This window comes from Streptomyces poonensis, assembly GCF_014650915.1.
Classification (GTDB): Bacteria; Actinomycetota; Actinomycetes; order Streptomycetales; family Streptomycetaceae; genus Streptomyces; species Streptomyces poonensis.
In genome coordinates, this window is sequence record NZ_BMVW01000001.1 from 773,586 (window position 1) to 798,409 (window position 24,824).

Below are 24,824 nucleotides of genomic sequence, written 5' to 3' on the forward strand. Positions count from 1 at the left end.
GAGCGCCGGGCGCGAGGCCGAGGGGGCGTGCGTCAGCGCATGACCGGCCGAACCGTCGCGTCCCACGTGGCGGAAAACACGGAGCCGGATCCGATACCGGGTCGTAAGCTCGCGGACATGCAGGTCATCCAGTCGACGAAGCTCGCCAACGTCTGTTACGAGATCCGGGGTCCTGTGCTCGAGGAGGCGATGCGGCTGGAAGCGGCCGGGCACCGCATCCTCAAGCTGAACACCGGCAACCCGGCCGCGTTCGGCTTCGAGTGCCCGCCCGAGATCCTGGAGGACATCCTCCGGAACGTGTCGACGGCCCACGGGTACGGCGACGCCAAGGGCCTGCTCGCCGCGCGCCGGGCCGTCGTCATGCACAACCAGACCCTCGGCATCGAGACGGACGTCGAGCACGTCTACATCGGCAACGGCGTCTCCGAGCTGATCGTCATGGCGATGCAGGCCCTGCTGGACGACGGCGACGAGGTCCTCGTCCCGACGCCGGACTACCCGCTGTGGACCGCCGCCGTCTCCCTCTCCGGCGGTACGGCCGTCCACTACACCTGCGACGAGCAGTCCGACTGGATGCCGGACCTCGCGGACGTCGAGCGGAAGGTCACCGACCGCACCAAGGCGATCGTCATCATCAATCCGAACAACCCCACGGGCGCGGTGTACGACGAGACGCTGCTCAAGGGGCTGACGGACATCGCCCGCCGCCACAACCTGCTCGTCTGCTCGGACGAGATCTACGACAAGATCCTCTACGACGGCGCCACGCACACCCCGACCGCGAAGGTCGCGCCCGACCTACTGACCCTCACCTTCAACGGCATGTCGAAGGCGTACCGGGTGGCCGGCTACCGGGTGGGCTGGATGTCGATCTCCGGCCCGCGGGCCCACGCCGACTCCTACATCGAGGGCCTGACGATCCTGGCGAACATGCGGCTGTGCGCCAACATGCCGGGGCAGCACGGCGTGGTCGCCGCGCTGAGCGGCCGCCAGACGATCAACGACCTGGTGCTGCCGGGCGGGCGGCTGAAGGAGCAGCGGGACGTCGCGTACGAGCTGCTGACGCAGATCCCGGGCGTGACGTGCGTCAAGCCGAGGGGCGCTCTGTACCTCTTCCCGCGTCTCGACCCCAAGGTGTTCAAGATCAAGGACGACCGGCAGATGGTCCTCGACCTGCTGCGGCGCGAGAAGATCATGGTCGTGCAGGGCACGGGCTTCAACTGGACCGAGCCCGACCACTTCCGGGTGGTGACACTGCCGACGGTGGGTGACCTGACCTCGGCGATCACCCGGATCGGGAACTTCCTGGACGGCTACAGCCAGCCGTGACCCGCGGGTGAGCAGAGGAGTGGGTACGTGGGGCCGGGCCGCCGACGAGGGCGGTCCGGCCCCACGCCGTTGCCTCCAGGACGTGACGAACCCGCCTTCAAGCCTCGCATCACACCTTTAGGACTTGGCTCAACTTTAGACCGGATCCAATGTAGGATGGATGCAACAGAGGCTTGGAGGCCATCCCATGTACGAACCGATCCGCACCAAGTCGGTCCACACGATGGCCGGCACCACGACCCCCGACTTCCCCCACCGCTCACGCGAGGAGGAGCTGGACATCCAGCTCGCGGGCCACCTCGCGGCGCTGCTCGCCGTGACGGACGAGCTCCGCGCGCTGGCTCCCTCCGCCGACCTGGACGACGCCGCGTCCCGGCTCGCCGAGCAGGTGGCCCGACTGCGGGGAGGACGGCCGCCCGCGCGGTCGTCGGTGGCCGCCGCCATCCACGAGCCGCACCTCGTGGCGCTGCACCAGCGGGCGCACGCCCTCGCCGGACGCGCCCTGGTGGTCGCCGCGTCCCGCGCCGACACGGCGGTCGCGATCCTCGCCGCCGAGCGCATGGACGCCCATGCGGCGGCCCAGGCCGGGCAGCGCGAGCTGAGCACCACCGGCTGACCGCCACCGGCGCCGGGTCCCGCCCGGACCGCCCCGTCCGGGGCTCCACGATCGGCCCCGGTCCGCGTGCACCGACAGCGTCGCGCGGACCGGGTGCCACCAACGTCTCCGGTCAGCGCCTGACGTACACCGTCGCCGCGGCCGTCGACGCCTCGTGCAGGTCGTCGCCCGGCCAGCTCACCGTGTAGGTCGTGTTCCACCGGGTGCGCGGCACATCGTTGATCGTGAACGTGCCGTCGGCGCCGACCGTCACCGACGACAGCACACCGCTGCCGAGCCAGTCCTTCCGCTCGACCTTGAGCACGGCCCGCTCCGGCAGCGCCTTGCCCTGCGCGGTGAACGTGCCGGTGATCTCGACACCACCGGCGGAGATGCTGGCCTCCTCCGGAGCGGTGAGCGCGATCGACGTGGGCGCCTTGCCGACGGACACGGTGTGGGTGACGTCCGTCGCGGGACGGTGGGTCAGGTCGCCGAGGAAGGACACCGTGTACGTGGCGTCGCCGACCAGGCCGGGCTCGTCGAGAACGGTGAAGGTGCCGTCGCTCCTGACGGTCACGGTGCCGAGCTCGTGGGTGCCCTCCGCGTCCGTACGGGTCGCCGCGACCTTCAGCGGCTCCGCGGGAGCGGGACCGTCGTACTCCAGCTTGCCGCGCACCGAGACAGGCTCGCCCGCGACGGCCTGGCCGGGGCTGTGGGTCAGACCGCCGGTGAAGCGGGTGTCGTACTGGACGGCCGGGGGCTGGATGATGTGCAGCCAGTACTGGTTGCCGGCCGTGTTGGTGGTGACGGCGAACAGCCGGGAGCCGTCGGCGGACCACTCCAGGCCGCGCGGGGCGACCCAGTCCCCGTCGAGGCTGCCCTCGAAGGCGAACTCCAGCGGCGCGGTGGCGTCGTCCGGGTCGGCGGGCTGGAGCAGCAGGTCGGGGGTGGCCCCGGTGGCCGACGCGCCGCGCGCCACGTACTTCCCGTCACCGCTGAAGGCGACCGCCGAGGCGGACGCACCGGACGGGAGGGGCTGGTAGCCGGTCGCCGCGTCCGACAGGTCGTCGGAGTTCAGCAGCCGGGTGCCCGCGGAGGCATCGGCGACGGCGACCTTCTTGCCGTCCGGGGAGACCGCCATGTCCCTGAGGCTGAGGGCGCCCTTGCCGTCGGCGTCGGCGAAGCGCCGCCCGGCCGTGCGCACGAGGGTGTCGCCGCTCGCGTCGAACACCGCGAGGAAGGGGTTCGCGGCCTGGGCGTTGGCCGGCTGCCCCATCACGAGCCGGTCGCCCGCCCCGGCCTCCAGCTGCAGCTTGCCGTAGTCGTTCCAGCCGGTGCGGCTCAGGACGTTGGCGGCGTCGACGGAGTCCAGATTCGTCTGGGCCTCGGCGCAGCTCGCGCTGGAGTTCGAGTTCGCGTACGGCGTCGTGTGGTAGAGCGCTCCACCGGCGAAGGCGAGGCTGCGGCCGCAGGTGTCGAGATAGGCGACGGTGCTGCCGACGAGCTGGTACGTGGTGGTGTCGTACCGCCTGATGTACTGCCGCTCGCCCGTGTACAGCGTGCCGCCGTCGGCGCTGAGCGCGATACCGGAGACGTGCTCCGTGGTGATGATCGTGGTGAGCCGCACGCCCCGGAAGTCGTAGACGGCGACCTGTCCCTTGTTGGTGTAGTAGCTGAGGTTGCTGTCCGCGACGTACACGCGCTCGTTCACCGAGTCGACCGCCATCGCCGAGTACGACGAGATCGGCAGCTTGGCCACGGCCTCCGTCGCCGCGTGCGCCGCGGGTGCTGCGGCGACGGTCAGTCCGGTTCCCGCGAGGACCGCGGTGAGCAGCGTGGCGGCGAGACGTCTGGAACGGTGTGCAGTATTCAACTGTGCCCCCCACAGGCTGAGTTGAGTGCCTCACTGGGACCAGTGAGACACGTGCAAGGAGCATGAAACAGCCGTGAAGATCCTGTGGGCAAGGCGGCGCGACGGGGTCCCGCACATCTTTGTGCGGGACCTCGTCGTCTCACGGTGGTGCTCGCACCGCGGCCGGCCGTGACGAAATTGCTGGTCAGGGCACTGTCGGTAGACCGGCCGCGGAGTCTTCAACTGTTCTCGGGCCGGTGTCAGCCCAGGCGCCGCACCAGGGCGCGGTACTCCTCCCACAGCTCCTCGGGCGTGTGGTCGCCGAAGGTGTCGAGGTGCTCGGGGACGAGGGCCGCCTCCTCGCGCCACACGTCCTTGTCGACGGTGAGGAGGAAGTCGAGGTCGGCGTCCGACAGGTCCAGGCCGTTCGTGTCCAGGGCCCCCTTGGCCGGCAGCACGCCGATCGGGGTCTCCACGCCCTCCGCCTTGCCGTCCAGACGCTCCACGATCCACTTCAGGACGCGGCTGTTCTCGCCGAAGCCCGGCCAGACGAACCGGCCCGCGTCGTCCTTGCGGAACCAGTTGACGTAGTAGATCTTCGGCAGCTTCGACTGGTCCTTGTCCTTGGCCACGTCGATCCAGTGGGCCATGTAGTCGCCCATGTTGTAGCCGCAGAACGGCAGCATCGCGAACGGGTCGCGGCGCAGCTCGCCCACCTTGCCCTCGGCGGCGGCGGTCTTCTCGGAGGCCACGTTCGCGCCGAGGAAGACGCCGTGGTTCCAGTCGAAGGACTCCGTCACCAGGGGTACGGCGCTGGCACGGCGGCCGCCGAACAGGATCGCCGAGATCGGCACGCCCCTGGGGTCCTCCCACTCCGGCGCGATGATCGGACACTGGGCGGCGGGGACCGTGAAGCGGGCGTTGGGGTGAGCGGCCGTGACACCGGACTCAGGGGTCCAGTCGTTGCCCTTCCAGTCGGTGAGGTGGGCCGGGGTCTCCTCCGTCATGCCCTCCCACCAGATGTCGTTGTCGTCGGTGAGGGCGACGTTGGTGAAGACCGAGTTGCCCCACAGGGTCTTCATGGCGTTGGCGTTGGTGTGCTCGCCGGTACCGGGCGCCACACCGAAGAAGCCCGCCTCGGGGTTGATCGCGTACAGCCGGCCGTCCTCGCCGAACCGCATCCAGGCGATGTCGTCGCCGATCGTCTCCACGGTCCAGCCGGAGATCGTGGGCTCCAGCATGGCGAGGTTGGTCTTGCCGCAGGCGGACGGGAAGGCGGCGGCGACGTACTTCGACTCACCGGTCGGCGGGGTGAGCTTCAGGATCAGCATGTGCTCGGCCAGCCAGCCCTCGTCGCGCGCCATCACGGACGCGATGCGCAGGGCGTAGCACTTCTTGCCGAGCAGCGCGTTGCCGCCGTACCCGGAGCCGTACGACCAGATCTCGCGGGACTCGGGGAAGTGCGAGATGTACTTGGTGGTGTTGCAGGGCCAGGGGACGTCCCGCTCGCCCGGCTCCAGCGGGGCACCGAGGGTGTGCACGGCCTTCACGAAGAAGCCCTCGGAGCCCAGCTCGTCGAGGACCGGCTGACCCATGCGGGTCATCGTGCGCATGGACACGGCGACGTACGCCGAGTCGGTGATCTCGACGCCGATCGCGGACAGCGGCGAGCCGAGCGGTCCCATGCAGAAGGGGACGACGTACATGGTCCGGCCGCGCATGGAGCCGCGGAACAGGCCCTGCTCCCCCTGGAAGATCTCCCGCATCTCGGCGGGGGCCTTCCAGTGGTTGGTCGGACCGGCGTCCTCCTCCTTCTCGGAGCAGATGAAGGTGCGGTCCTCGACCCGGGCGACATCGGTCGGGTCGGAGGCCGCGTAGTAGGAGTTGGGGCGCTTGATCGGGTCGAGCTTGCGGAAGGTGCCCTTCTCGACCAGTTCCTCACAGAGCCGCTCGTACTCGGCCTCGGATCCGTCACACCAGACCACGTTGTCCGGCTGCGTCAGTTCGGCGATCTCGTTGACCCACGAGACCAGTTCCTGATGGTGGGTGGGGACGGTGGGGGGAGCCGCGATGTCGCGCGCCACGATTGCTCCTAAATGAGGGATTTTTTTGTTGGAGGCCCCGTGGGGGCTGCGACCCGGATGCCGGACCGTGGGGATCACCTGGCGCTCATCCGGTGTCGACCGCACTCATTTGATCATCCGACGTGTCTGCGCATATGTCCAGAGGGCTTCACACTTGAGCGGCGTGAGCCATGCCACTCGGTTTCGATCCGTGCGTTTCACCCGAAGGGTGCCCCTATGTCACTCCTCGTTGACGCGAGACGCTCGACAGAGCCCCCGCGGCCCGTGAGACCATGACCACTCCTGTGCGCACAAGGCCGGAGACTGATACGTAACTTACGGTTCCGTAGGTACGATGCCGGGCATGACTGCGTCCGTCCCCGACGCGCCCACGGACACGCCGGCCGCCGGCCGTGGCCCTGTGGCGCTCTCCCTGCCGCATCCGGTCAAGCCCAAGCTCCGCGGCTGGCTGCATGCCGGGATGTTCCCGGCCGTCGTCGTCGCGGGCCTGGTGCTCACCGCCCTCGCCAACTCCACCCGGGGGCGCATAGCCTGCGGAATCTATGTCCTGACGGCCTGCCTGCTGTTCGGCATCAGCGCGCTCTACCACCGGGGCAACTGGGGCCCGCGCGCGGACGCCGTGCTGCGCCGCCTCGATCACGCCAACATCTTCCTGATCATCGCGGGCACCTACACCCCGCTGACGCTCCTGCTGCTGCCGGACTCGAAGGGCCAGTGGCTGCTGTGGGGCATCTGGGGCGCCGCCGCGGCGGGCATCGTCTTCCGCGTGTTCTGGATCGGCGCCCCGCGCTGGCTCTACACCCCCTGCTACATCGCGATGGGCTGGGCCGCCGTCTTCTTCCTGCCGGACTTCCTGCGCGCGGGCGGCATCGCCGTGCTCGTCCTGGTGATCGTCGGCGGAGTGCTCTACAGCGCGGGCGGCGTGATCTACGGCATCAAGCGCCCCAACCCGTCACCGCGCTGGTTCGGCTTCCACGAGGTCTTCCACTCCCTCACCCTCGCCGCGTTCGTCGCGCACTACGTCGGCATCTCCCTGGTGGCCTACCAGCACGCCTGACCCCGGCGGCGCCGGGGTGGCCCGTATGGCACATGGCCCGCCCAGCGCCCCCTTGGGACAATGACGCGCATGAAAACGGCACGTACCCCTGCTCCCCAGGCCGCGGCCCGTCAGCTGAGCCTGCGGGAGCGGAAAAAACTCAAGACCCGCATCGCGATCAGGAACGCCACCTGCGAACTGATCGAGGAGCAGGGGTACGGCGCGACGACCGTCGAGCAGATCGCGGACCGCGCGGAGGTCTCACCGAGCACCGTCTTCCGGTACTTCCCGACCAAGGAGGACATCGTCCTCGCCGTCGAGTACGACCCGTCGGCCGCCGGCGAACTGGTGCGCGAACGCCCCGCGGACGAGCCCGCGCTGGAGACGCTCCGGTGGTCGGTCCGCAGGGTCGCGGCCCTGGCGATCGCCGGCGACCCGGACTTCGCCGGGCACTCGGCGCGGCAGCGGGTGCAGCTGATGGCCGAGGTCCCCGCGCTGCGCCACCGGGTCATGGAGAGCATGTCCGGCGCGGGCCGTGTGCTGAGCCGGGCACTGGCGGAGCGCACCGGACGCGACGAGGACGACTTCGAGACGCGGGTGTACGCGACGGGACTCGTGGGGGCGATCCTGGAGGCGATGAGCTACTGGGCGGAGCACGGCTTCCGGGACGATCTGCCGCAGCTCGTCGACCGCGCCCTCGACACCTTTCAGGACCTGCGCCGACAGTGATCCGGGGGCTGGCCCGAGGGCGGGCCCAGGGGCTGGCTCAAAGGCGGGCTCAAGGGCTGACCCAAGGGCTGATTCACGGGCGGGAAAAGCACCGGCCGTGCCCTGGCGCACCGTGACATCCTGACCCGGTGAACGGACCGGAGATCCACGTTGCATTCGCTCCCGAGCTGGACCTGTTCGTCCCACAGGGACGGCGCGGACGCACCACCGAGGTGGGGACCGACGGCGTCTCCACGCTCGGCCATGTCGTCGAGTCGCTGGGCGTCCCGCTGACGGAGGTCGGCGCGCTGCTGGTGGACGGCCGCCGGGTGCCGGTGTCCCACGTCCCCGCGGCCGGCGAGAGCGTCGCGGTACGGCCGGTGGCCCGCCCCCAGCAGGTCCCCGGCGCCCCGCTCCGCTTCCTCCTCGACGTCCATCTCGGCACCCTGGCCCGCCGGCTGCGCCTGCTCGGCGTCGACACCGCCTACGAGTCCACCGACATCGGGGACCCGGCCCTGGCCGCCCGCTCGGCGGCCGAGCGACGGGTGATGCTCAGCCGCGACCGGGGCCTGCTGCGCCGCCGCGAACTGTGGGCGGGCGCCTTCGTCTACAGCACGAAGCCCGAGGAGCAGCTCCGCGACGTCCTCGACCGGTTCGCGCCCCGCCTGCTTCCGTGGACCCGCTGCACCGCCTGCAACGGCCTGCTCCGGGAGGCCGCCAAGGAGGAGGTCGCCGACCAGCTCGAAGGCGGCACGCAGCGGACGTACGACGTGTTCGCGCAGTGCCGCGACTGTGGCCGCGCGTACTGGCGGGGAGCTCACCACGAACAGCTGGACGCGATCGTCCAGGAGGCGCTGAGCCTGCGCGGCGGCCAGGCGGGGTGAGGCCGTACGGGGCGGCGGAGTCGGTCACCGCCGCCCCGTACGGTCATCGTCAGCGCTTCCGCACGGCCGTCGTCAGCGCTTCAACACGTCCGCCTTCCCGCAGGCCAGACCGTCCTTGTTGCGGTCCAGGCCCAGGGGGTCGTCCTTGCCGTTGACCTCCAGGCGTCCGTAGTCGTGGTCCTTCAGCCAGGTGCAGCGGGCCGCCGCCGTCTTCTTCACCTCGGCCGGGAAGGCGGTCGGCACACAGACGTTGGCGGAGCCGTAGTGCCGGTCGCAGCCGGAGACCGTCGGGCTCACCGGCTGCGAGGTCTTCTTCTTCCCCGCCTTGGTGACCTTGCCCTCCAGGGAGTCGGCGAAGGAGTGCACGTGCGCCGAGGCACCGTTCTCGGCGGCCGCCGCCAGCGCGGACGGGCCCTGGAGGTGCACCCACTCGGCCACCGACGGAACGCCGTTGGCGTCGACCGCGAAGAGCATGTACCAGCCGGGCGGGGCCAGGTTCGGGTTGCTCGTCACGTTCAGGTCGACGTTGTTGCCGTCCACGCTCAACGGCAGGTCGACGAAGCGCTGGTTCGGGTCGGAGGAGTGCGTCACCGCGGCCGGGCGGATCAGCTCCGCCTTGGCGATGGGCCGGTCGACGGTGATCCGCTGCGTGTCGCCGTACGTCCACTCGGTGTCGATGACGGACGTGATCGTGGGCCGCTCGCCCTTGAGGAGGTACGGGGGCGTGTAGATGGACACGTTGTGGTTCCAGCTGCCGTTGCCCGGGTTGTCACCGGTGGTCATCACGCGGCCGTCGGGGAGCAGGAAGGCGGAGGAGTGGTAGCCCCGGGCCTCCGGGTCGGCGGCCACGGGATCGAAGGTGTTCGTCTCCGGGTCGTAGATCGACGACTCGAAGACCGGGTTGGCCCGGTTGTGCAGGGCGCCGCCCGTCTCCAGCACCTTGCCGTCGGGCAGCAGCACCGCGGAGACGTACATCTTGCCCTGGCCGCCCGTCTGCGGCACCGGCCCGGCACCGAGGTCGACGGTGCCCTGCGGGAGCGGCGGTCCGGCGACATACGAGGGGTTGGCGTCCTTCAGGTCGATGACGTCGACGAGGCGGTTGGCGTCGGGGTTGGAGTCGATGTTGCCGCCGCCGACGGTGAGGACCCTCTGGTCCTGGGCCGGGGGCAGCAGCACGCTCGCGGACTGGTCGCGCTCGTCCTTGTTCTGCAGGCCCGGCACCTGGGTGATCGTGTTGGCCTCGTAGTCATAGATCGCGGAGCCGGTGCCGGGGATGTTGTTGCCGAAGACGTGGCTGCCCGAGTAGAAGAGCCGCCCGTCCTGCATCAGGATCATCGACGGGTACAGGCCCCAGTACGACCAGGTCTGGTTGACCTTCCACGTCGGCAGCCACTGCTGCTCGGCGTCCGACCACAGCTCGGCGGTCACCGAGCCGGTCGAGTCCTCGCGCAGGCCGCCGAAGGAGATGACGTCGCCGTTGCCGAGGATGGTCGCCGACGGGTACCAGTGGCCGTCGTTCATGTCGTTGGTCTTCGTGTAGGTCTCGGTCTCCGGGTCGAAGATGTACGAGTCCTTGTAGCCCTGGTAGCCGATCGTGCCGTCCGCGGACGGGTAGCCCTTGTTGCCGCTCATCACGAGCACGCGCCCGTCGTCGAGCTGGACGTGCCCGGCGCAGAACATGTCGTCGGGCGTGGGGATCTGCTTGTACGTACCCTTCACCGGGTCGTACACGGCGCTGGTGAACGTGCCCGCCTCGAACATCTCCGGGTCGTTGCCGGAGCCCGCGATCAGCAGCACCTTGCCGTTGTGGAGGACGACGGAGTGCATGGAGCGGACGGGGTTCTCCGTGGGCAGCACGTCCCAGCGGCCGTTCGCACACTCCTCCGCCGTGCCCGTGCAGTCCGGCTCGGGGACCGGGTCGGCGACCTGCTCCATCGTGTAGTCGTCGGTGGTCACCGAGCCGGTGCCGTACACGGAGACGCCCCAGCTGATGCGGTCGGTGCCGGCCGGGACCTCGGGGGTGCGGACCGTCGCCCCGGTCCAGCCGGCCGCCATCTGCAGGGTCTTGAGGTCGGTCCAGTACTGCCAGCCGGCCGTGGTGTCGTGCCGGAAGAGGGTGACCGAGGCGTCGGGCGTCGTCGACTTGTACCAGAGCGACAGGTCGTACTGCTTGCCCGCCGAGACGGGCGGGGCGCACTCCGCCGACTCGGTGATCAGCGCCTTGCGGTCGCCCTCGGTGCGCCGGGTCAGCTCCACCTTCATGGCCTTGGAGCCGGAGTGGGCGTCGGCGACCGTCTTGAAGGTGAAGTCGTTGTCGCCCCAGCCGGACTTCTCCCAGCAGTACGGCATGTCACCGGTGCCGGCGGTCTCGAAGCCGGGGTTCTTGATCAGGTTGGCGGCGGACGCGGGCTGCGGCACGGCGAGCAGCAGCCCGGCCGCCAGCCCGCCCACGGCCAGCAGGGATGTCCTCCGTCTGGGGCGGATGCGGACGCGTGACTTCATGGCTCTCATGGCTCTCATGCGGTACTCCCCCTCGCTGTGCGGCTCGTGCGCCGGGCCCCGCCGGCCCCGCGCGGCAGATAGACGAGCGCCTCGGTGGCGGCGAAGCGCAGGACGAACGTCGTCACCAGCGCGAGCGCGGTGGCGGACAGGGCGCCCATGCCGAACCGGCCGACCAGCAGCGCGATCAGCGGGATGCGCAGCACCAGATCGGCGTTGGCGAGCAGTGCGAACCGGCCGACGCGGTCCCAGTGGTGCCGGTGCCTGCGCCGCTCGCGGAAGAGCAGGTGCTCGATGAGCAGGAAGTTCCAGGCCACCCCGAGCTGGTTGGCGAGGATCTCGGCCGGCAGGTAGTGCAGGCCGAGCGAGGTGAGGGCGTGCAGGCCGAGCAGGTTCGGCAGGAAGCCGGTGACGCCGATCAGGCCGAAGGCCAGCAGGCGGGCGAGTGGCGAGGCGGTGCGCAGCCCGGCCAGATGGCGCAGGAACCTCCAGCCCTCCTTGGCGGTCGACTTGGACTCGCCGGCGAACCGGTCCTGGAAGACGAACGGCACCTCCGTGACCGCGCGCGGGCGGCAGCGCACCGCCAGTTCGAGCAGGATCTTGTAGCCGAGCGGCTGGAGGACCTCCGCGGTGACCATGCTGCGGCGGATGGCGAAGAAGCCGCTCATGGGGTCGCTGATGCCGTGCAGGCGGCGCGGGAAGAGGGCCTTGGTCAGCCAGGTCGCCGCGCGCGAGACGGCGATCCGGTAGCCGCCGGCGAGCCCGGCGCGGCTGCCGCCCTCGATGTAGCGGCTGGCGACGACCAGTCCGGCCGCCGTGCGCTCGCCGGCGGCCACCAGGTCGGGCACCAGCGCGGGCGGGTGCTGGAGGTCGCCGTCCATGACGACGATCCAGTCGGACGTGGCCGCCTTCATGCCCTCGACGACCGCTCCGCCCAGCCCGCCGGCGGGTTCGTCGCGGTGCAGCACGGTCACCGGGAACGGGCAGTCCCGCGCGGCCGCGCGGATCACGTCCGGGGTGTCGTCCGTGGAGTCGTCCACGAACACCACCTCGCAGGGCAGCCGTGCGGGCACCGCCTCGGTGATCCGGCGCAGCAGCTCGCGCACGTTGCCGGACTCGTTGAAGGTGGGGACGACGACGGTGACGGCGCCGGGCTCGGGTATCCCGGTGTCCCGCAGGTCCGGTTCCCCGAGCTCCTCCGGGACGGTGGACTCGTAGCCGCTCATCGGGCGCCTCCCGCGCTCTGGACCCTGCGGATCTCGACCCGGTCCTCGCCGGTGCCGAAGACGGCGACCGGAGTCGAGTGCTCCATGGCGGCCTTCACATTGGGCAGGTCGACCGCGTCGCGCCGTACCGTCGGGGAGGCGACCACGTAGTCGAGGTCGCGCCAGCCGCGCGGCATCGTCTTCGTCACCGCGGGGTCGAGGTCGGCCTTGTAGAACCAGATGACGCCGGTCCCGGGCTCATAGCCGTGGTGCACCAGGTCCAGCCAGAGCGCGTCGTCGACGAGGACGCGGGTGTCCGCCGGGTCCTCGACCTGCGTGCCCATCCAGCGCGCGGCGGCTTGGTAGGGGGCGTTGGCGTCGGCGGTCATGGCGGTGCGGTCGCCGTCGTACCAGCGGGGGACGACGTACGCGGCCGAGGCGGCCGCGAGGGCGGTGGCGACGGCGTACCGAGCCCAGGTGGCGTACCGCTTCTCCTCCCCCGAGTGCCGCCCCCGGCGCAGCACGGCGTGCGCGACGCTCGCGGTGCCGCCCGCGAGGACCAGCGCGAGGAACGGCAGCGCCTGGAGGACGTACATCGCGGGCAGGTAGCCGCTCGGCCGCAGCGCGACCAGGGCGAGGACCGCCACGGCGAGCGCGGGTCCGGCGAGCGCCCGCGCGGTCACCGACCAGCGCCAGGTGAGCAGGAGCAGCAGCGCGCCCGCGAGCCCGCCGAGCGGCAGCACCCGGTCGTAGTACAGCCAGGACTGGAGCACCCCGTACGAGCCGGAGTCCGGATCGAGGATGAAGCCGGAGCCGGGGCGGGTCATCTGGTAGGCGATGCCGTCCCACAGCGAGACATGGCCGTCGCCGGGGAACAGCTCGCCCTTCAGCAGGGCGAGGAGGGGGTACGAGATCCCGATGAGCGCGCAGGCGGTGACGGCGCCGGTCAGGGCGAACTTCCGGGTGTCCCGGTGGCTGTGCCGCCACATGGTGAGCATCACGGCGGGCAGGACGATCAGCATCGTCTCCTTGGTGAGCACGGCCATGGCGCCCGCGATGCCGGCGCCGAAGTGGTGCCAGAGGTGGCGGCTCGGGGAGGCGGCCAGGCAGAACGCGAGCAGCGTCCACATCACCGCGAGGTTGTCGAGGAAGATCTCCCGCTGGAGGACCACCGACAGCGGGGAGAGCCCGAAGAGGACCATGCCGAGCCCGGCGGCCCAGCGCGGCAGCGACAGCCGGCGCCCGAGGACGTAGACGAGGACGGCGCTGACCGCGCTGACCAGCAGCATCACGGCCCGCATCGAGCCGACGGTCATCGACTCGGGGGCGAAGTGGGCGGGAATCCAGGTGAGGACGGCGATCTGGATCCAGCCGAGGGGCGGGTGGTCGTACCAGTACGTGTAGTGGGCGAGGCCCCGGCCCTCCTGGACGGCCCAGGCCTGGGCGAGGTAGGTGCCCTCGTCGTCGCTGAGGGTCGGGTAGTCGGCGATGTTCCAGCCCTGTACGACGAGGATCGCCGCGAGGAGGACACCGCAGAGGATCAGGTCGGGGCGCGAGGAGCGCAGACGTGCGGGCGGTCTCGTTCGGCCGGTCGAACCGGTTCTGGGCACGGCTGTCCGCTGCGCGGGGACCGTGACTCCGGTCGCCGCGGGAAGTGTGGAGGTCACGCAGGAACGTCCTCTCGGGTCGTGTGCGCGAGGTGGGCGCCGACGTGGCTGGTCAGTTCCCAGTCGGTACGGCCGCGCTGTTCGCGCCAGACGGCGCGGACCGCGGCCCCGGCGAGCAGGAGCTGGTAGAAGGGGCCGCCGACGATCAGCTTGAGGTAGTGCGCGAACCGCACCCGCAGGCCGTACTGCTTGCCGAAGTCGTGCAGTCCGACGACCTCGAAGACGAAGGTCACCAGGGCGGTGACGGCCGGCAGGAAGGTGAGGAAGGCGATACCGACGGGCACGTCGAGGAAGAGCGCGATGGCCACGTTGAGCGGGATGACGACGCCCGAGACCGCCTGGAGGTACGGCGTCATGAGCGTGTAGCGGGCGAGCATCCGCTGCCCGAAGCCGGGCAGCTGCTTCCAGTCGCGCTTGCGGTAGACCTGGAGGAAGCCCTGGTTCCAGCGGGTGCGCTGCTTCAACAGCGACATCAGGCTGCCGGGGGTCTCCTCGCGGGTGACCATGTCGGAGTCGTACGCGACGACGACCTTCTTGCCGACGCTGGAGAGCCGTACGCCCAGGTCGCAGTCCTCGGCGAGGCAGTCGGGGTCCCAGCCGCCGGCCTCCCGCAGCACCGGCGTGCGGACGAAGACGGTGTTGCCGCCGAGCGGGATGAACCCTTTCTGCGCGTGCAGATGGAGCCGGGAGCGGAACCAGAAGAAGTACTCCAGGCAGTTGCGCAGGCTGTACCAGCTGGAGTGGAAGTTGATGAGCTGCACCCCGCCCTGGACGACGTCCGCGCCGGTGGAGCGGAACGCGTGGTCGACATGGGCGAGGAGCTCCGGATGGACCTGGTCCTCGGCGTCGAAGACCCCGACGACGTCGCCGCGGCAGTGCGGCAGCGCCGTGTTCATGGCCTTCGGCTTGTTCTTCTTCCCGTGGGTGTCGACGACGACGCGGACGCGCGGGTCGCGGCCGGCCGCCCTGCGGGCCACCTCGGTGGTCTCCGGGTCGTCGTGGCCGACGATGACGATGATCTCGAAGGCGGTGTGCGTGGACTCCAGCAGCCGCTGGATGGTGTGGTCGAGCACGGCCTGTTCGTGCCGTGCGGGCAGCAGCAGCGAGAAGGACACGTGCCCGTCGCCGTCCGGTCTGCTGAATCGGGTGGAGGCCAGCACCTCGGGCGTACGCCACGCGTGCATCTGCCACCACAGGGTGAAGGCCGCCATCCAGAACAGGACGAGCGAGACGACAGCGATGAAGACAGACGTCAGCAAAGAAGATCCCCCCGAATCTCAATCCCCCCTGTCGCGACGGGACGCACGTGGCCAATGGCACGTCCGCGCGTCCTTACCGTCGCGTCACCAAGGAGAGACTAGGGAAGAACTGTGAAGACCGGGAGCGGTTCCGTTAAATACCGTGTTTCCGTTCGGGCGCACGCGTAGTCGGACGTATCCCTACACACGCCTGGTTACACCTCTTTGAGCGACCGATTCAGGCACTTCCGCCACTTCCGGCTCTTCCAGCCACTTCCGGACCGCGCGCTATCCGTTCAATGCCGCACGAAGGCGTGCGGCATCCGTCGTAGGCGCGTCACAGGTGAAATTACGGCAGACGTACGCGGCCGGTTCACCGCCGACGAGCGGACGGTCGGCCAGCAGCGGCAGTTCGTCGCTGTCCGGGGCGCCCACGGCCACCACGGCGCCGGGGGCGGTGCCCAGGAGTGCCGTACGGTGCAGGGTCCGCGTGCCCGGATGGCCGTCCGGGCCCACGACCGCGACCTCGCGCGGCCCGTCCAGCAGCGCCTCCGCGGTGGCGAGCCCCCAGCCGACGAAGCGCGGCGCGCGCGGCCCCAGCGCCTTGACGACGCTCAGGGCCCGTTCGGCGGCGGTGCGGTGACGCTCGGAGCCGGTGTGCGCGGCGTAGCCGAGGAGGGCACCCGCGGCCGCGGTCCACCCGGAGGGGGCCGCGTTGTCGGTCGGGTCCTGGGGCCGCCGGATGAGCTGTTCGGCGTCGGCGGCCGTGTCGTACAGGGACCCGGACTCCGGGTCGGTGAACCGGTCGAGCACCTGGTCGAGCAGCAGCCCGGCGAACTCGAGCCACACGCCCTCCCCGGTGACGGAGGCGAGCGCGAGGAAGCCCTCGGCGACGTCGGCGTAGTCCTCCAGGACGCCCGCGTTGGCGCCGGCGCGACCGTCCTTGCTGGTGCGGGCGAGCCGTCCGTGGTCGTCCAGGTGCAGCCGGACCAGGAGGTCGGCGGCGGCGAGCGCGGCGTCGACGAGGTCGGGCCGCTCGAAGTAGGCGCCGGTCTCGGCGAGGGCGGCGACGGCGAGCCCGTTCCAGGCGGCGACCACCTTGTCATCGCGGCCGGGCGCGGGGCGCCGGGAGCGCGCGTCCAGCAGCCGGCGCCGGACCGACTCGACCCGCCGGGCGTCGAACACGCCCTCCTGCTGCGGCAGCTGGAGCACCGACTGCCCGTGCTCGAAGGTACCCTCCTCGGTCACCCCGAAGTACTGGGCGGCGAGCCGGGCGTCGTCCTCCCCGAGCACCTCGGCGAGCTGCGCGGGCGTCCACACGTAATAGGCGCCCTCGACGTGCTTCCCCGTCCCGTCGTCGCTGTCGGCGTCGAGCGCGGAGGCGAACCCGCCCTCGGCGGTCCGCAGCTCGCGCACCATGAAGTCGGCGGTCTCCAGGGCGACCCGGCGGGCCAGCTCGGAACCGGTGGAGCGCCACAGGTGGGCGTACACGCGGCAGAGCAGCGCGTTGTCGTACAGCATCTTCTCGAAGTGCGGCACCACCCACTCCCGGTCCACGGAGTACCGCGCGAACCCTCCCCCGAGCTGGTCGTAGATGCCGCCGCGGGCCATGCGCTCACAGGTGTCCCGGGCCATCTGCAGGGCCCCCTCGGCGCCGGTCCGCGCATGGTGGCGCAGCAGGAACTCGACGACCATGGACGGCGGGAACTTGGGCGCCCCGCCGAACCCGCCGTGCGCGGCGTCGTACTCCCGGGTGAGCCCGAGCAGGGCCTGCGCGAGCTCCGGTTCGCCGGGGGCGTCCACGGCACCGTGCTTCAGCTCGCGTCCGGCCAGGTCCCGGACGATCTTCCCGGCGACCTCGGCGACCTCCTCCCGGCGGTCGGTCCACGCGGCCCGTACGCCCTCCAGGACCTGCCGGAAGGACGGCATGCCGTGCCGGGGCTCGGGCGGGAAGTAGGTGCCGAAGTAGAAGGGCTCGGCGTCCGCGGTGAGGAACACGGTCATGGGCCAGCCGCCGTGCCCGGTGGCCGCCTGCACGGCCTCCATGTACACGGCGTCGACATCGGGCCGCTCCTCCCGGTCGACCTTCACGCTGACGAAGTGGGCGTTCATGTAGGCGGCGGTCTCCGGGTCCTCGAAGGACTCGCTAGCTAGAACATGACACCAATGGCAACTGCTGTACCCGACGCTGAGCAGCACGGGCACGTCCCTCCGGCGCGCCTCCTCGAAGGCCTCCGGCGACCAGGGCCACCAGTCCACGGGGTTCTCGGCGTGCTGGAGGAGGTAGGGCGAGGTCTCTTGGGCCAGTCGGTTCGGCATGGTGTCCATCCTGCCGCAGTACCCGGATCCGGCCATGCAGCACGGGGTGGTGCGCCCGGGGCGAGCCGATCACGGGGGCACCGGCGCGTCGTCGCCCCGCGCCCGCCGCCCGGACCGTTCCTTCACGCCGCCCACGCGAAGTCGGCACGCCCGTACGACACTTGGGGGCGCACACCTCTCTCGCGTTCGCGCCCCGTCCGCAGCACACTTGTCCCGGGCAGACCGTTGTCGTCGGAGGGGGACATGACATGCGGGGAAGCCATCGGGCGGAGGCCGAGCGGCTGTTGGCCAGAGCCGTGGAGGAGGAGGTCCGCCGCTCGGGCGGGCACACGGACGGCGCCGTGCTGCTGGCGCGCGCCCGTACAGCCCTGGACACCATGGCCCGGTCGGCCGGCGAGGAGTACGAGGCGTACACGCGTGCGCTGGACGAGTCCGAGGAGGGCCGGCTCACCTTCGCGCAGCGCTACGCCAAGGAGGGGGCGGGCACTCCCCTGCTGGTGGCGGCCGTCGCCGCCGTCGCCGCGGCCGTGGCCGACCTGGCCCTCGGCACCGGCACGGGCACGGCCCTGACCGCCGGGGCCACCGTGGGCGTCGTCGCCGCCGCGGCCACCGTCGTGAAGGTGACCGCCGCGCATCTCCCGGCCGCCCACCACCGCGCGGGCGCGCTCGGCCAGCCGGGCGGCCCCGAGCAGCTGCGGCTGCAGTGGCTGACCGCGCTGGAGGTGCGCGGCATCCGCCCGTTCCTGGACCAGCAGCGCGTGCTCAGCGCCAGCACCGGGGCGAAGAAGAAGACGGCGCCCCAGCTGCGCGGTACGGACAAGAGCGCGGCGGCCCGCCGGCGCAGCGTGCTGGAGCAGTCCTTCCAGCAGCTCCCGGAGGCGGACGGACCGTTCGCCGGGCGGCGGGCGGAGCTGGCCCGGATCCGGCAGTGGGTGCAGGCCGCCCGTGCCAGCACCGAGACCCGCCCGGCCGTCGTCGTGCTGCACGGCGCGTCCGGCTCCGGCCGTACGACGCTCGCGGTGCGCGCGGCCCACGATCTGCGGGACCAGTTCCGTGGCGCGTGCGTCGTGGACCTGCGCGGCGACAGCCCGGAGGAGCCGCCGCTGTCCACCCGGGACGCCCTGCTGCATCTGCTGAACCGGCTCGGCGCGCCCCGCGAACAGCTGCTGTTCCGTGAGCGCTCCTCCCCCGACCAGCAGGTCAGACGGCTCGCCGAGCTGTACCACCGGCATCTGACCGGCCTGCCGGTGACGATCGTGCTGGACGACGCCTCGGACCCCGAACAGGTCCGCACCCTCGTCCCCGAACGCTCCGACAGCCTCGTCCTCGTCACCACCCGCTCCCCGCTCGCCCTGCCCGCCGACCTCCCCGCCTGGGTGCACCAGCTCCCCGTCGAGGCCCTGGACGAGGCGGGCACGGAGGAGCTCCTCGCCGCGGCCGCCCAGGAGCGGCCGGACCCGTACGACGCCCAGGCGGCCGAGCGCATCCGCGAGCTGTGCGGCGGACTGCCCCTCGCGCTGCGCGTCGCCGGCTCCGCCCTCGGCCCGCGCACACCCCGGCAACTGGCCGCGGATCTCGGCGCGTACGGCCCGGTCGAGCCCGTCGAACGCACCCTGTGGCTGCGCTACACCGATCAGTCCGGCACCGCGCGGCGGCTGCTGCGGCGCCTGGCGCTGGCGGGCCGCGCCTCCCTGGGCGCCGCCGCCGCGGCCTCCCTGCTCGCCACCGACGAGCCGGAGGCGAGCCGCCACCTCACCGCGCTCGCCCGCGCCGGACTGATCGACCACGTCCGCGGCGACCGCTACCGCCTGCACGACCTCGTCCGTGTCTTCGCGCAGGCCCGGCTGCTGGACGAGGAGGAGCCGGCCGAGCGCACGGCGGCCCAGGAGCGTCTGATCGTCAACTACGCGGAGCTCGCCGACTCGGTGCTGCGCCTGGTCGACGGCAAGATGTCCACGCGCTCGGACCGGTTCGGCCCGCACGGCTTCACCTCGCTCGACGAGGCGCTGCGCTGGCTGGACGACGAGTCCAGCTTCATCACGTCCACGCTGCGGCACACCGAGGGCGTGAACCAGGCGGCCGTGCTCAATCTGCTGGGCGCCCTGTGCGACTACTGCCTGCTGCGCGGCGACCTCTACCGTCTGGGCGAGATCAGCGAGCTGGCCCGGGCGGTCGACCAGGGCCTGCTGATCCGCTCGGTCCAGTGGCGCACCGGCATCGCGGCCCGCCAGCTCGGCGAGCTCGACAAGGCACGCACGACGCTGACCTCCGTCGTCGACCTCTACATGGAGGCCCACCACGACGCGGGCGCCGCCCGTGCCCTCACCTCGCTCGGCATCACGCTGCACCACCAGGGCAACCTGACCGAGGCGGCGGCTCGCCTGCGGGAGGCCCTGGACCTCCAGCAGGCGCCCGAGCTGTCCGTGGACCGCGCCTGGACGATGCACGCGCTGGCGGCGGTGGAGCGCGACCGGGCCCGCCTGAAGGAGGCGCACGACCTGCTCACCCGGTCCCTGGCGCTGCACCGCGAGGGCGAGTCGGTGCACGGCGAGGCCTGGGCCCACTACCAGCTCGGCCAGCTCTGCCTGCGCATGGGCGACGTACCGCGGGCGGAGAGGGAGCTGCGCAGCGCCCTGGAGCTGTACGGCCGGACCCGGGACGGCCGCGGCGAGGCCTGGGCCATGACGCAGCTGGGCCGGGCCCGGCTGGTCGCCGGGGACGCGTCCGCCGCGGTGGACGCCCTGCGCCGGGCGGCCTCCCGCCACCAGGAGAACGAGGACGTGCGCGGGGTGGCCTGGACGGTGTACTACCTGGGCCAGGCCCTGGAGGAGACGGGCAACCTGGACCAGGCGGTGCGCGAGCTGGAACGCTCCCGCACGATGTTCTCCCGGATGCGGGACATGTACGGGCTGGCCGGCGCCCGGCACCACTCGGGCCGGATGTCCCGCGACCAGCGCGCGGTCCAGACGGGCTCCCTGCGCAACTCCGGTTTCGCCCGCCAGCTGCTCGCCGACGCCCGCGCGGACTTCCAGCGCGTCGGCGTCGCCCACGGCGAGGCCTGGTCCTGCCTGGAGCTGGCGGTGGTGGACGCGGGCAACGCCCGCACCGCGCAGGCCCTCGCCCTGTGCGACGAGGCGGTGACCCTCTTCATGTCCTACGGCGACCGCCGCGGCGAGGACTGGGCCCGCTTCCTGCGCTGCACCCTGCTGCCGTACGCGGCCCCCGGCGGCGTCGAGATCGGCACCGCGGTCGCCCAGGAGGAGCTGGCCCAGCTGGCCCGCGCCGCCCATCCGCTGCGCGACACGAAGCTGGACGAGTACGTGGAGGCGTACCAGCTGCTGCTGGAACGGGGCGTCGACCTGGAGGCCGGCTGGCGCGCCTGGTCCCTGGGCATGGTCCCGGACCGCCACGCGCGGGAGGTGATGGGGGTACCGGTGACGGGAGCCCCGTGAAGGACGAACGCGGCATGGTCCCGCGGCGCCCGGAGGCGCCGCGGGACCATGCCGTCAGCCCGTCAGCCCTTGGCGGGGGTGGCCTTCCCACCGGTCTCGGACGCCGAGGACGCCGAGGAAGCGGCCGACCCGTCGTCCGCCTCCTTGAAGTCCACCCTGCCCATGTGCTTGTTCAGGGACTTCATCAGCCCCCACACCGCCAGGGCCATCACCGCGAACACGATGAAGCCGAGGACGCCGGGGGTCACCTTGTCCTCGTCGACCTCGGCCGCGAGGGGGACCAGGTGCGTCATTGCCAGGCTTGCGCTTGCGCTCATATCAGACATTGTCGCGGATGCCCGCGAACAGGTCGTCCTCGGGGAGGGAGGTGTCCACGAGGGACTTCGCGAGCTCGTACTCCTCCGTAGGCCAGACCTCCTTCTGGAGCTCCAGCGGAACCCGGAACCAGCCGCCGTCGGGGTCGATCTGCGTGGCGTGCGCGATCAGCGCCTTGTCCCGGATCTCGTAGAAGTCCGCGCAGGGCACGTGCGTGGTCAGGGTGCGGTCCTTGTGGCCCGACTCGTCCCAGCGCTTGAGCCACTCCCCGTACGGCGACTCGAGGCCGCGGTCCACCATCGCCTGGTGCAGCGCCTCGGTGCGCTGACGGTTGAAGCCCTGGTTGTAGTAGAGCTTCTGCGGCTGGTACGCGGGGCCGTACTCCGCCTCGGGGTACTTCGCGGTGTCCGCCGCGCCCTCGAACGCCACCATCGTGATCTTGTGGGTCATGATGTGGTCGGGGTGCGGGTAGCCGCCGTTCTCGTCGTAGGTGGTGATCACCTGCGGGCGGAACGAGCGGATCTGCTTCACCAGCTCCCCCGCCGCCTTGTCGACGTCCTCCAGGGCGAAGCAGCCCTCGGGGAGCGGCGGCAGCGGGTCGCCCTCGGGCAGCCCGGAGTCGACGAACCCGAGCCACTCCTGCTTGATCCCGAGGATCTCGCGTGCCTCGTCCATCTCCTTCTTGCGTACTTCGTGGATGTGCTCCTCGATGTACTTGTCGCCCTGCAGCTTGGGATTGAGGATGGAACCGCGTTCCCCGCCCGTGCAGGTCACGACCAGCACGTCCACCCCCTCGGACACATACTTCGCCATGGTGGCCGCGCCCTTGCTCGACTCGTCGTCGGGGTGAGCGTGCACGGCCATCAGTCGCAGCTGGTCAGTCAAGACTCCATCCTCGGTCGATCGGCGCCCGGCCGGATCTCGGTGACTCGGCCCGGTGTGAACCGGGGTGTCGGGCGGCTTCTATAGTGACCGAATCGGCGGGTGAAAAATTTCCGGGCCGGACCCTCCGGGGCCTTTTCGGTGGTTTCATCCGAGCTTTCCGGGAGGACGATCATGAGTACGGCGAGCACGCAGCTGCCCGAGGGCCGGTACGGCCGCTCCGCCGACGCGCGGGCGGACCGCACTCTCAAGATCGCCGGTGCCGTGCTGGGCGCGGCCCTGGTCGTCCTCGTCGCCTGGTTCGGCTATCACTACGTCGCCGGCAGCAGGATCAGCGCCGAAGTGATCAAGTTCGAGCTCTCGGACCGCTCGGTCGAGGCGCACCTCGAGGTCCGCAAGGACGCGGACGTGGACGGTTACTGCACGCTCCGCTCGCAGGACGAGACGGGCAAGGAGGTCGGCCGCGCCGACTTCCGCTTCGACGGGGACGCCACCCGCATCGACGAGGTCGTCACGCTCCGCACGACGGCCCCCGGCACCACGGCCGAACTGATGGGCTGCCACGCCGGCTGAACCGGCGCCCCGCGGCCGCCGCGAGCGGCCGGGTCATCCCCGCGACCTGGCGTGTCTTCCGGGCTGACCAGCGTTGACGTGATTTCCGTCGCTTATGTCCTCCCCCTACGGCCACTGAATTGTTAGGCTCGTGGTTTCGCCCACTCGTGAAGGACCATTCTTCTGGGTAGGGCGATGATTTGTATGCCAAGTACCTACGAGGAGCACCTGTGACCCAGACCAGCGAGAACGTCACCTGGCTGACCCAGGAGGCGTACAACAAGCTCAAGGACGAGCTTGAGTACCTTACTGGTCCCGCACGCACGGAGATCTCCGCGAAGATCGCCGCGGCGCGCGAGGAGGGCGACCTGCGCGAGAACGGCGGGTACCACGCGGCCAAGGAGGAGCAGGGCAAGCAGGAGCTCCGCGTGCGCCAGCTCACCCAGCTCCTGGAGACCGCGAAGGTCGGCGAGGCCCCCGCCGCCGACGGTGCCGTGGCGCCCGGCATGGTCGTGACCATCGCCTTCGACGGTGACGAGGACGACACCCTCACCTTCCTGCTCGCCTCCCGCGAGTACGCGAGCTCCGACGTCGAGACCTACTCGCCGCAGTCCCCGCTCGGCAAGGGCGTGATCGGTAAGAAGGTCGGCGAGGACGCCCGCTACGAGCTCCCGAACGGCAGGACGGCCTCGGTGAAGGTCCTCAAGGCCGAGCCCTACCAGGGCTGAGCCGCCGCTCGCCCCGTGCGGACCGGTCGGCGCCGCACCGGCTCCCGGCCCGCGAACCGACCTCGACGACGCCCCCTGACGCCCTCCCGGCGCCCGGGGGCGTCGTCATGTCCGCCCGCGTCCACGGCCGGCGGTCAGTCCATGACCGTGTACCCCGCCTCGCGCAGGGCGCGGCCGACCTCGGCGCAGTGTTCCGGGCCCTTCGTCTCCAGGTGCAGCTCGACCTCGGCCTCCGTGAGCCCGAGCCGGGGGTCGGTCCGTACGTGGCTCACGTCGAGGACGTTGGCGTCGACCGCCGACAGCACCCCCAGCAGCGTGGCGAGGGCGCCCGGCCGGTCGGTCAGGCGCAGCCGGACGGCCAGGTAGCGGCCCTGCGCCGCCATGCCGTGCCGCAGGACGCGCTCCATCAGCACCGGGTCGACGTTGCCGCCGGACAGCACCGCGACCACCGGTCCCGTGAAGCTGTCCGGCGCGCTCAGCAGGGCGGCGACCGGGCTCGCCCCGGCCGGCTCGACCACCAGTTTGGCCCGCTCCAGGCAGAGCAGCAGGGCGGCGGACAGCGCGTCCTCCGAGACCGTGCGGACCTCGTCGACCAGCTCGCCGATGATCCCGAACGGCACGTCGCCCGGCCGCCCGACCTTGATGCCGTCCGCCATCGTCGCCGGACCCTCGACGGACACCGGGCGCCCGGCCGCCAGCGACGGCGGGTACGCCGCCGCGCCCTCCGCCTGCACCCCGATGATCCGGACGTCCGGGCGCAGTGTCTTCACGGCGACCGCGATGCCCGCGGCCAGCCCGCCGCCGCCGATCCCCACGACGATCGTGCGCACCTCGGGGCACTGCTCCAGGATCTCCAGGCCGAGCGTGCCCTGGCCCGTGATGACGTCCGGGTGGTCGAAGGGGTGGATGAACACCGCGCCCGTCGCGGCCGCGTACTCCTGAGCGGCGGCCAGCGTCTCGTCGACGACCACGCCGTGCAGGCGCACCTCGGCGCCGTAGTCGCGGGTGGCGCTGATCTTGGGCAGCGGGGCGCCCTTCGGCATGAAGACGGTGGCGTGCACGCCGAGCAGCGCGGAGGCGAGGGCGACGCCCTGCGCGTGGTTGCCCGCGCTCGCGGCGACGACCCCGGCGGCACGCTCCTCGGGCAGCAGGCCCGCGATGCGCACATAGGCGCCGCGGAGCTTGAACGAACCGGTCCGCTGGAGGTTCTCGCACTTGAGGTGCACCGGAGCGCCGATCAGCTGCGACAGATGCCTGCTGCTCTCCATGGCGGTGACCCGCGCGATGCCCGAGAGCATCTTCTGGGCACCGCGGACGTCGTCGAGCGTCACGCGCGGCAAGGAGTCAGCTGTGCTGTAGCTCATGACCACCAGTCTCGCAGTTCACACTGTGCCGCCGCGGCGGGAGCACGGGTCGCGACCGGTTTGCGCAGCGTCGGTACGACCCGGCTGTCCGCCGCGTACTCTGTCCCCCAACCCA

Annotated in this window: 18 protein-coding genes; 8 read left to right on the top strand and 10 right to left on the bottom strand. The window is 71.3% G+C overall.

Annotated features, from left to right (window positions below; genetic code table 11):
* The first annotated feature begins 117 nt into the window (after positions 1-117).
* Positions 118-1,329: a pyridoxal phosphate-dependent aminotransferase gene (locus IE242_RS03420; protein ID WP_189855104.1), complete on the top strand. Its 1,212-nt coding sequence runs from the start codon at positions 118-120 to the stop codon at positions 1,327-1,329.
* Positions 1,330-1,516: 187 nt separating this feature from the next.
* Entirely contained in the window at positions 1,517-1,945 is a 429-nt protein-coding gene (locus IE242_RS03425; protein WP_189855106.1) for an SCO4983 family protein, read from the top strand.
* Positions 1,946-2,057: 112 nt separating this feature from the next.
* Here the strand turns inward: IE242_RS03425 and IE242_RS03430 are convergent, their stop codons facing one another.
* Positions 2,058-3,797 (bottom strand): Ig-like domain repeat protein, encoded by a 1,740-nt coding sequence (locus IE242_RS03430; protein WP_189855108.1) that lies wholly within the window; start codon positions 3,795-3,797, stop codon positions 2,058-2,060.
* 239 nt (positions 3,798-4,036) lie between these two features.
* Positions 4,037-5,860 carry a phosphoenolpyruvate carboxykinase (GTP) gene (locus IE242_RS03435; RefSeq protein WP_189855110.1) on the bottom strand — a complete coding sequence of 608 codons (1,824 nt, stop codon included), beginning with the start codon at positions 5,858-5,860 and terminating at the stop codon, positions 4,037-4,039.
* 343 nt (positions 5,861-6,203) lie between these two features.
* Between IE242_RS03435 and trhA the strand changes: the two genes are divergently transcribed.
* The 3 genes from trhA (at position 6,204) to IE242_RS03450 (ending at position 8,488) form a co-directional block, all read left to right on the top strand.
* The gene (gene trhA / locus IE242_RS03440) at positions 6,204-6,917 is read left to right on the top strand and encodes a PAQR family membrane homeostasis protein TrhA (protein ID WP_189855112.1); all 714 of its coding nucleotides are present in this window, start codon (positions 6,204-6,206) and stop codon (positions 6,915-6,917) included.
* A 69-nt stretch (positions 6,918-6,986) separates the two neighbouring features.
* Entirely contained in the window at positions 6,987-7,625 is a 639-nt protein-coding gene (locus IE242_RS03445; RefSeq protein ID WP_189855114.1) for a TetR/AcrR family transcriptional regulator, read from the top strand.
* 128 nt (positions 7,626-7,753) lie between these two features.
* Positions 7,754-8,488, top strand: coding sequence for a Mut7-C RNAse domain-containing protein (locus IE242_RS03450; protein ID WP_189855116.1), 735 nt, complete (start codon positions 7,754-7,756; stop codon positions 8,486-8,488).
* Between the two features lie 72 nt (positions 8,489-8,560).
* Here IE242_RS03450 and IE242_RS03455 read toward each other — a convergent pair whose 3' ends face one another.
* From IE242_RS03455 to IE242_RS03475, 5 genes are all read right to left on the bottom strand, one after another.
* Positions 8,561-10,999, bottom strand: coding sequence for a galactose oxidase family protein (locus tag IE242_RS03455; protein ID WP_229858318.1), 2,439 nt, complete (start codon positions 10,997-10,999; stop codon positions 8,561-8,563).
* A 5-nt stretch (positions 11,000-11,004) separates the two neighbouring features.
* Complete coding sequence (locus IE242_RS03460) at positions 11,005-12,213, bottom strand: glycosyltransferase (RefSeq protein WP_189855118.1); 1,209 nt, start codon at positions 12,211-12,213, stop codon at positions 11,005-11,007.
* Positions 12,210-13,859, bottom strand: a complete 1,650-nt coding sequence (locus tag IE242_RS03465) for an ArnT family glycosyltransferase (RefSeq protein WP_189855120.1) — start codon at positions 13,857-13,859, stop codon at positions 12,210-12,212. Before IE242_RS03465 ends, IE242_RS03460 begins: the two co-directional genes overlap by 4 nt.
* Positions 13,856-15,118, bottom strand: coding sequence for a glycosyltransferase (locus IE242_RS03470; protein ID WP_189855122.1), 1,263 nt, complete (start codon positions 15,116-15,118; stop codon positions 13,856-13,858). The genes IE242_RS03465 and IE242_RS03470 overlap by 4 nt, the downstream gene beginning before the upstream one ends.
* Positions 15,119-15,385: 267 nt before the next feature.
* Complete coding sequence (locus IE242_RS03475) at positions 15,386-17,416, bottom strand: thioredoxin domain-containing protein (protein WP_189855124.1); 2,031 nt, start codon at positions 17,414-17,416, stop codon at positions 15,386-15,388.
* Between the two features lie 248 nt (positions 17,417-17,664).
* Here IE242_RS03475 and IE242_RS03480 point away from each other — a divergent pair, with 248 nt between their 5' ends.
* Positions 17,665-20,868 carry a tetratricopeptide repeat protein gene (locus IE242_RS03480; protein WP_189855126.1) on the top strand — a complete coding sequence of 1,068 codons (3,204 nt, stop codon included), beginning with the start codon at positions 17,665-17,667 and terminating at the stop codon, positions 20,866-20,868.
* Positions 20,869-20,930: 62 nt separating this feature from the next.
* Here IE242_RS03480 and IE242_RS03485 read toward each other — a convergent pair whose 3' ends face one another.
* Positions 20,931-21,194 carry a hypothetical protein gene (locus tag IE242_RS03485; protein ID WP_189855128.1) on the bottom strand — a complete coding sequence of 88 codons (264 nt, stop codon included), beginning with the start codon at positions 21,192-21,194 and terminating at the stop codon, positions 20,931-20,933.
* Entirely contained in the window at positions 21,187-22,047 is an 861-nt protein-coding gene (gene mca / locus IE242_RS03490) for a mycothiol conjugate amidase Mca (RefSeq protein WP_189856365.1), read from the bottom strand. Before mca ends, IE242_RS03485 begins: the two co-directional genes overlap by 8 nt.
* Positions 22,048-22,239: 192 nt before the next feature.
* Between mca and IE242_RS03495 the strand changes: the two genes are divergently transcribed.
* A complete protein-coding gene (locus tag IE242_RS03495) occupies positions 22,240-22,638 on the top strand; it encodes a DUF4307 domain-containing protein (RefSeq protein WP_189855131.1) in 399 nt (132 codons plus the stop codon).
* Positions 22,639-22,847: 209 nt separating this feature from the next.
* A complete protein-coding gene (greA, locus tag IE242_RS03500; protein ID WP_189855133.1) occupies positions 22,848-23,345 on the top strand; it encodes a transcription elongation factor GreA in 498 nt (165 codons plus the stop codon).
* Positions 23,346-23,479: 134 nt separating this feature from the next.
* On the opposite strand, the gene ilvA is transcribed toward greA, so the two are convergent.
* Entirely contained in the window at positions 23,480-24,709 is a 1,230-nt protein-coding gene (gene ilvA, locus IE242_RS03505) for a threonine ammonia-lyase (protein ID WP_189855135.1), read from the bottom strand.
* Positions 24,710-24,824: the final 115 nt, after the last annotated feature.

What these genes read in the sequence shown, in the direction of transcription:
- IE242_RS03420 (WP_189855104.1), top strand. Translation starts at nt 118, where the DNA reads ATGCAGGTCATCCAGTCGACGAAGCTCGCCAACGTCTGTTACGAGATC.
- IE242_RS03425 (WP_189855106.1), top strand. Translation starts at nt 1,517, where the DNA reads ATGTACGAACCGATCCGCACCAAGTCGGTCCACACGATGGCCGGCACC.
- trhA (WP_189855112.1), top strand. Translation starts at nt 6,204, where the DNA reads ATGACTGCGTCCGTCCCCGACGCGCCCACGGACACGCCGGCCGCCGGC.
- IE242_RS03445 (WP_189855114.1), top strand. Translation starts at nt 6,987, where the DNA reads ATGAAAACGGCACGTACCCCTGCTCCCCAGGCCGCGGCCCGTCAGCTG.
- IE242_RS03455 (WP_229858318.1), bottom strand. Translation starts at nt 10,999, where the DNA reads ATGAGAGCCATGAAGTCACGCGTCCGCATCCGCCCCAGACGGAGGACA.
- IE242_RS03460 (WP_189855118.1), bottom strand. Translation starts at nt 12,213, where the DNA reads ATGAGCGGCTACGAGTCCACCGTCCCGGAGGAGCTCGGGGAACCGGAC.
- IE242_RS03475 (WP_189855124.1), bottom strand. Translation starts at nt 17,416, where the DNA reads ATGCCGAACCGACTGGCCCAAGAGACCTCGCCCTACCTCCTCCAGCAC.
- IE242_RS03480 (WP_189855126.1), top strand. Translation starts at nt 17,665, where the DNA reads ATGCGGGGAAGCCATCGGGCGGAGGCCGAGCGGCTGTTGGCCAGAGCC.
- IE242_RS03485 (WP_189855128.1), bottom strand. Translation starts at nt 21,194, where the DNA reads ATGTCTGATATGAGCGCAAGCGCAAGCCTGGCAATGACGCACCTGGTC.
- mca (WP_189856365.1), bottom strand. Translation starts at nt 22,047, where the DNA reads ATGGCCGTGCACGCTCACCCCGACGACGAGTCGAGCAAGGGCGCGGCC.
- IE242_RS03495 (WP_189855131.1), top strand. Translation starts at nt 22,240, where the DNA reads ATGAGTACGGCGAGCACGCAGCTGCCCGAGGGCCGGTACGGCCGCTCC.
- ilvA (WP_189855135.1), bottom strand. Translation starts at nt 24,709, where the DNA reads ATGAGCTACAGCACAGCTGACTCCTTGCCGCGCGTGACGCTCGACGAC.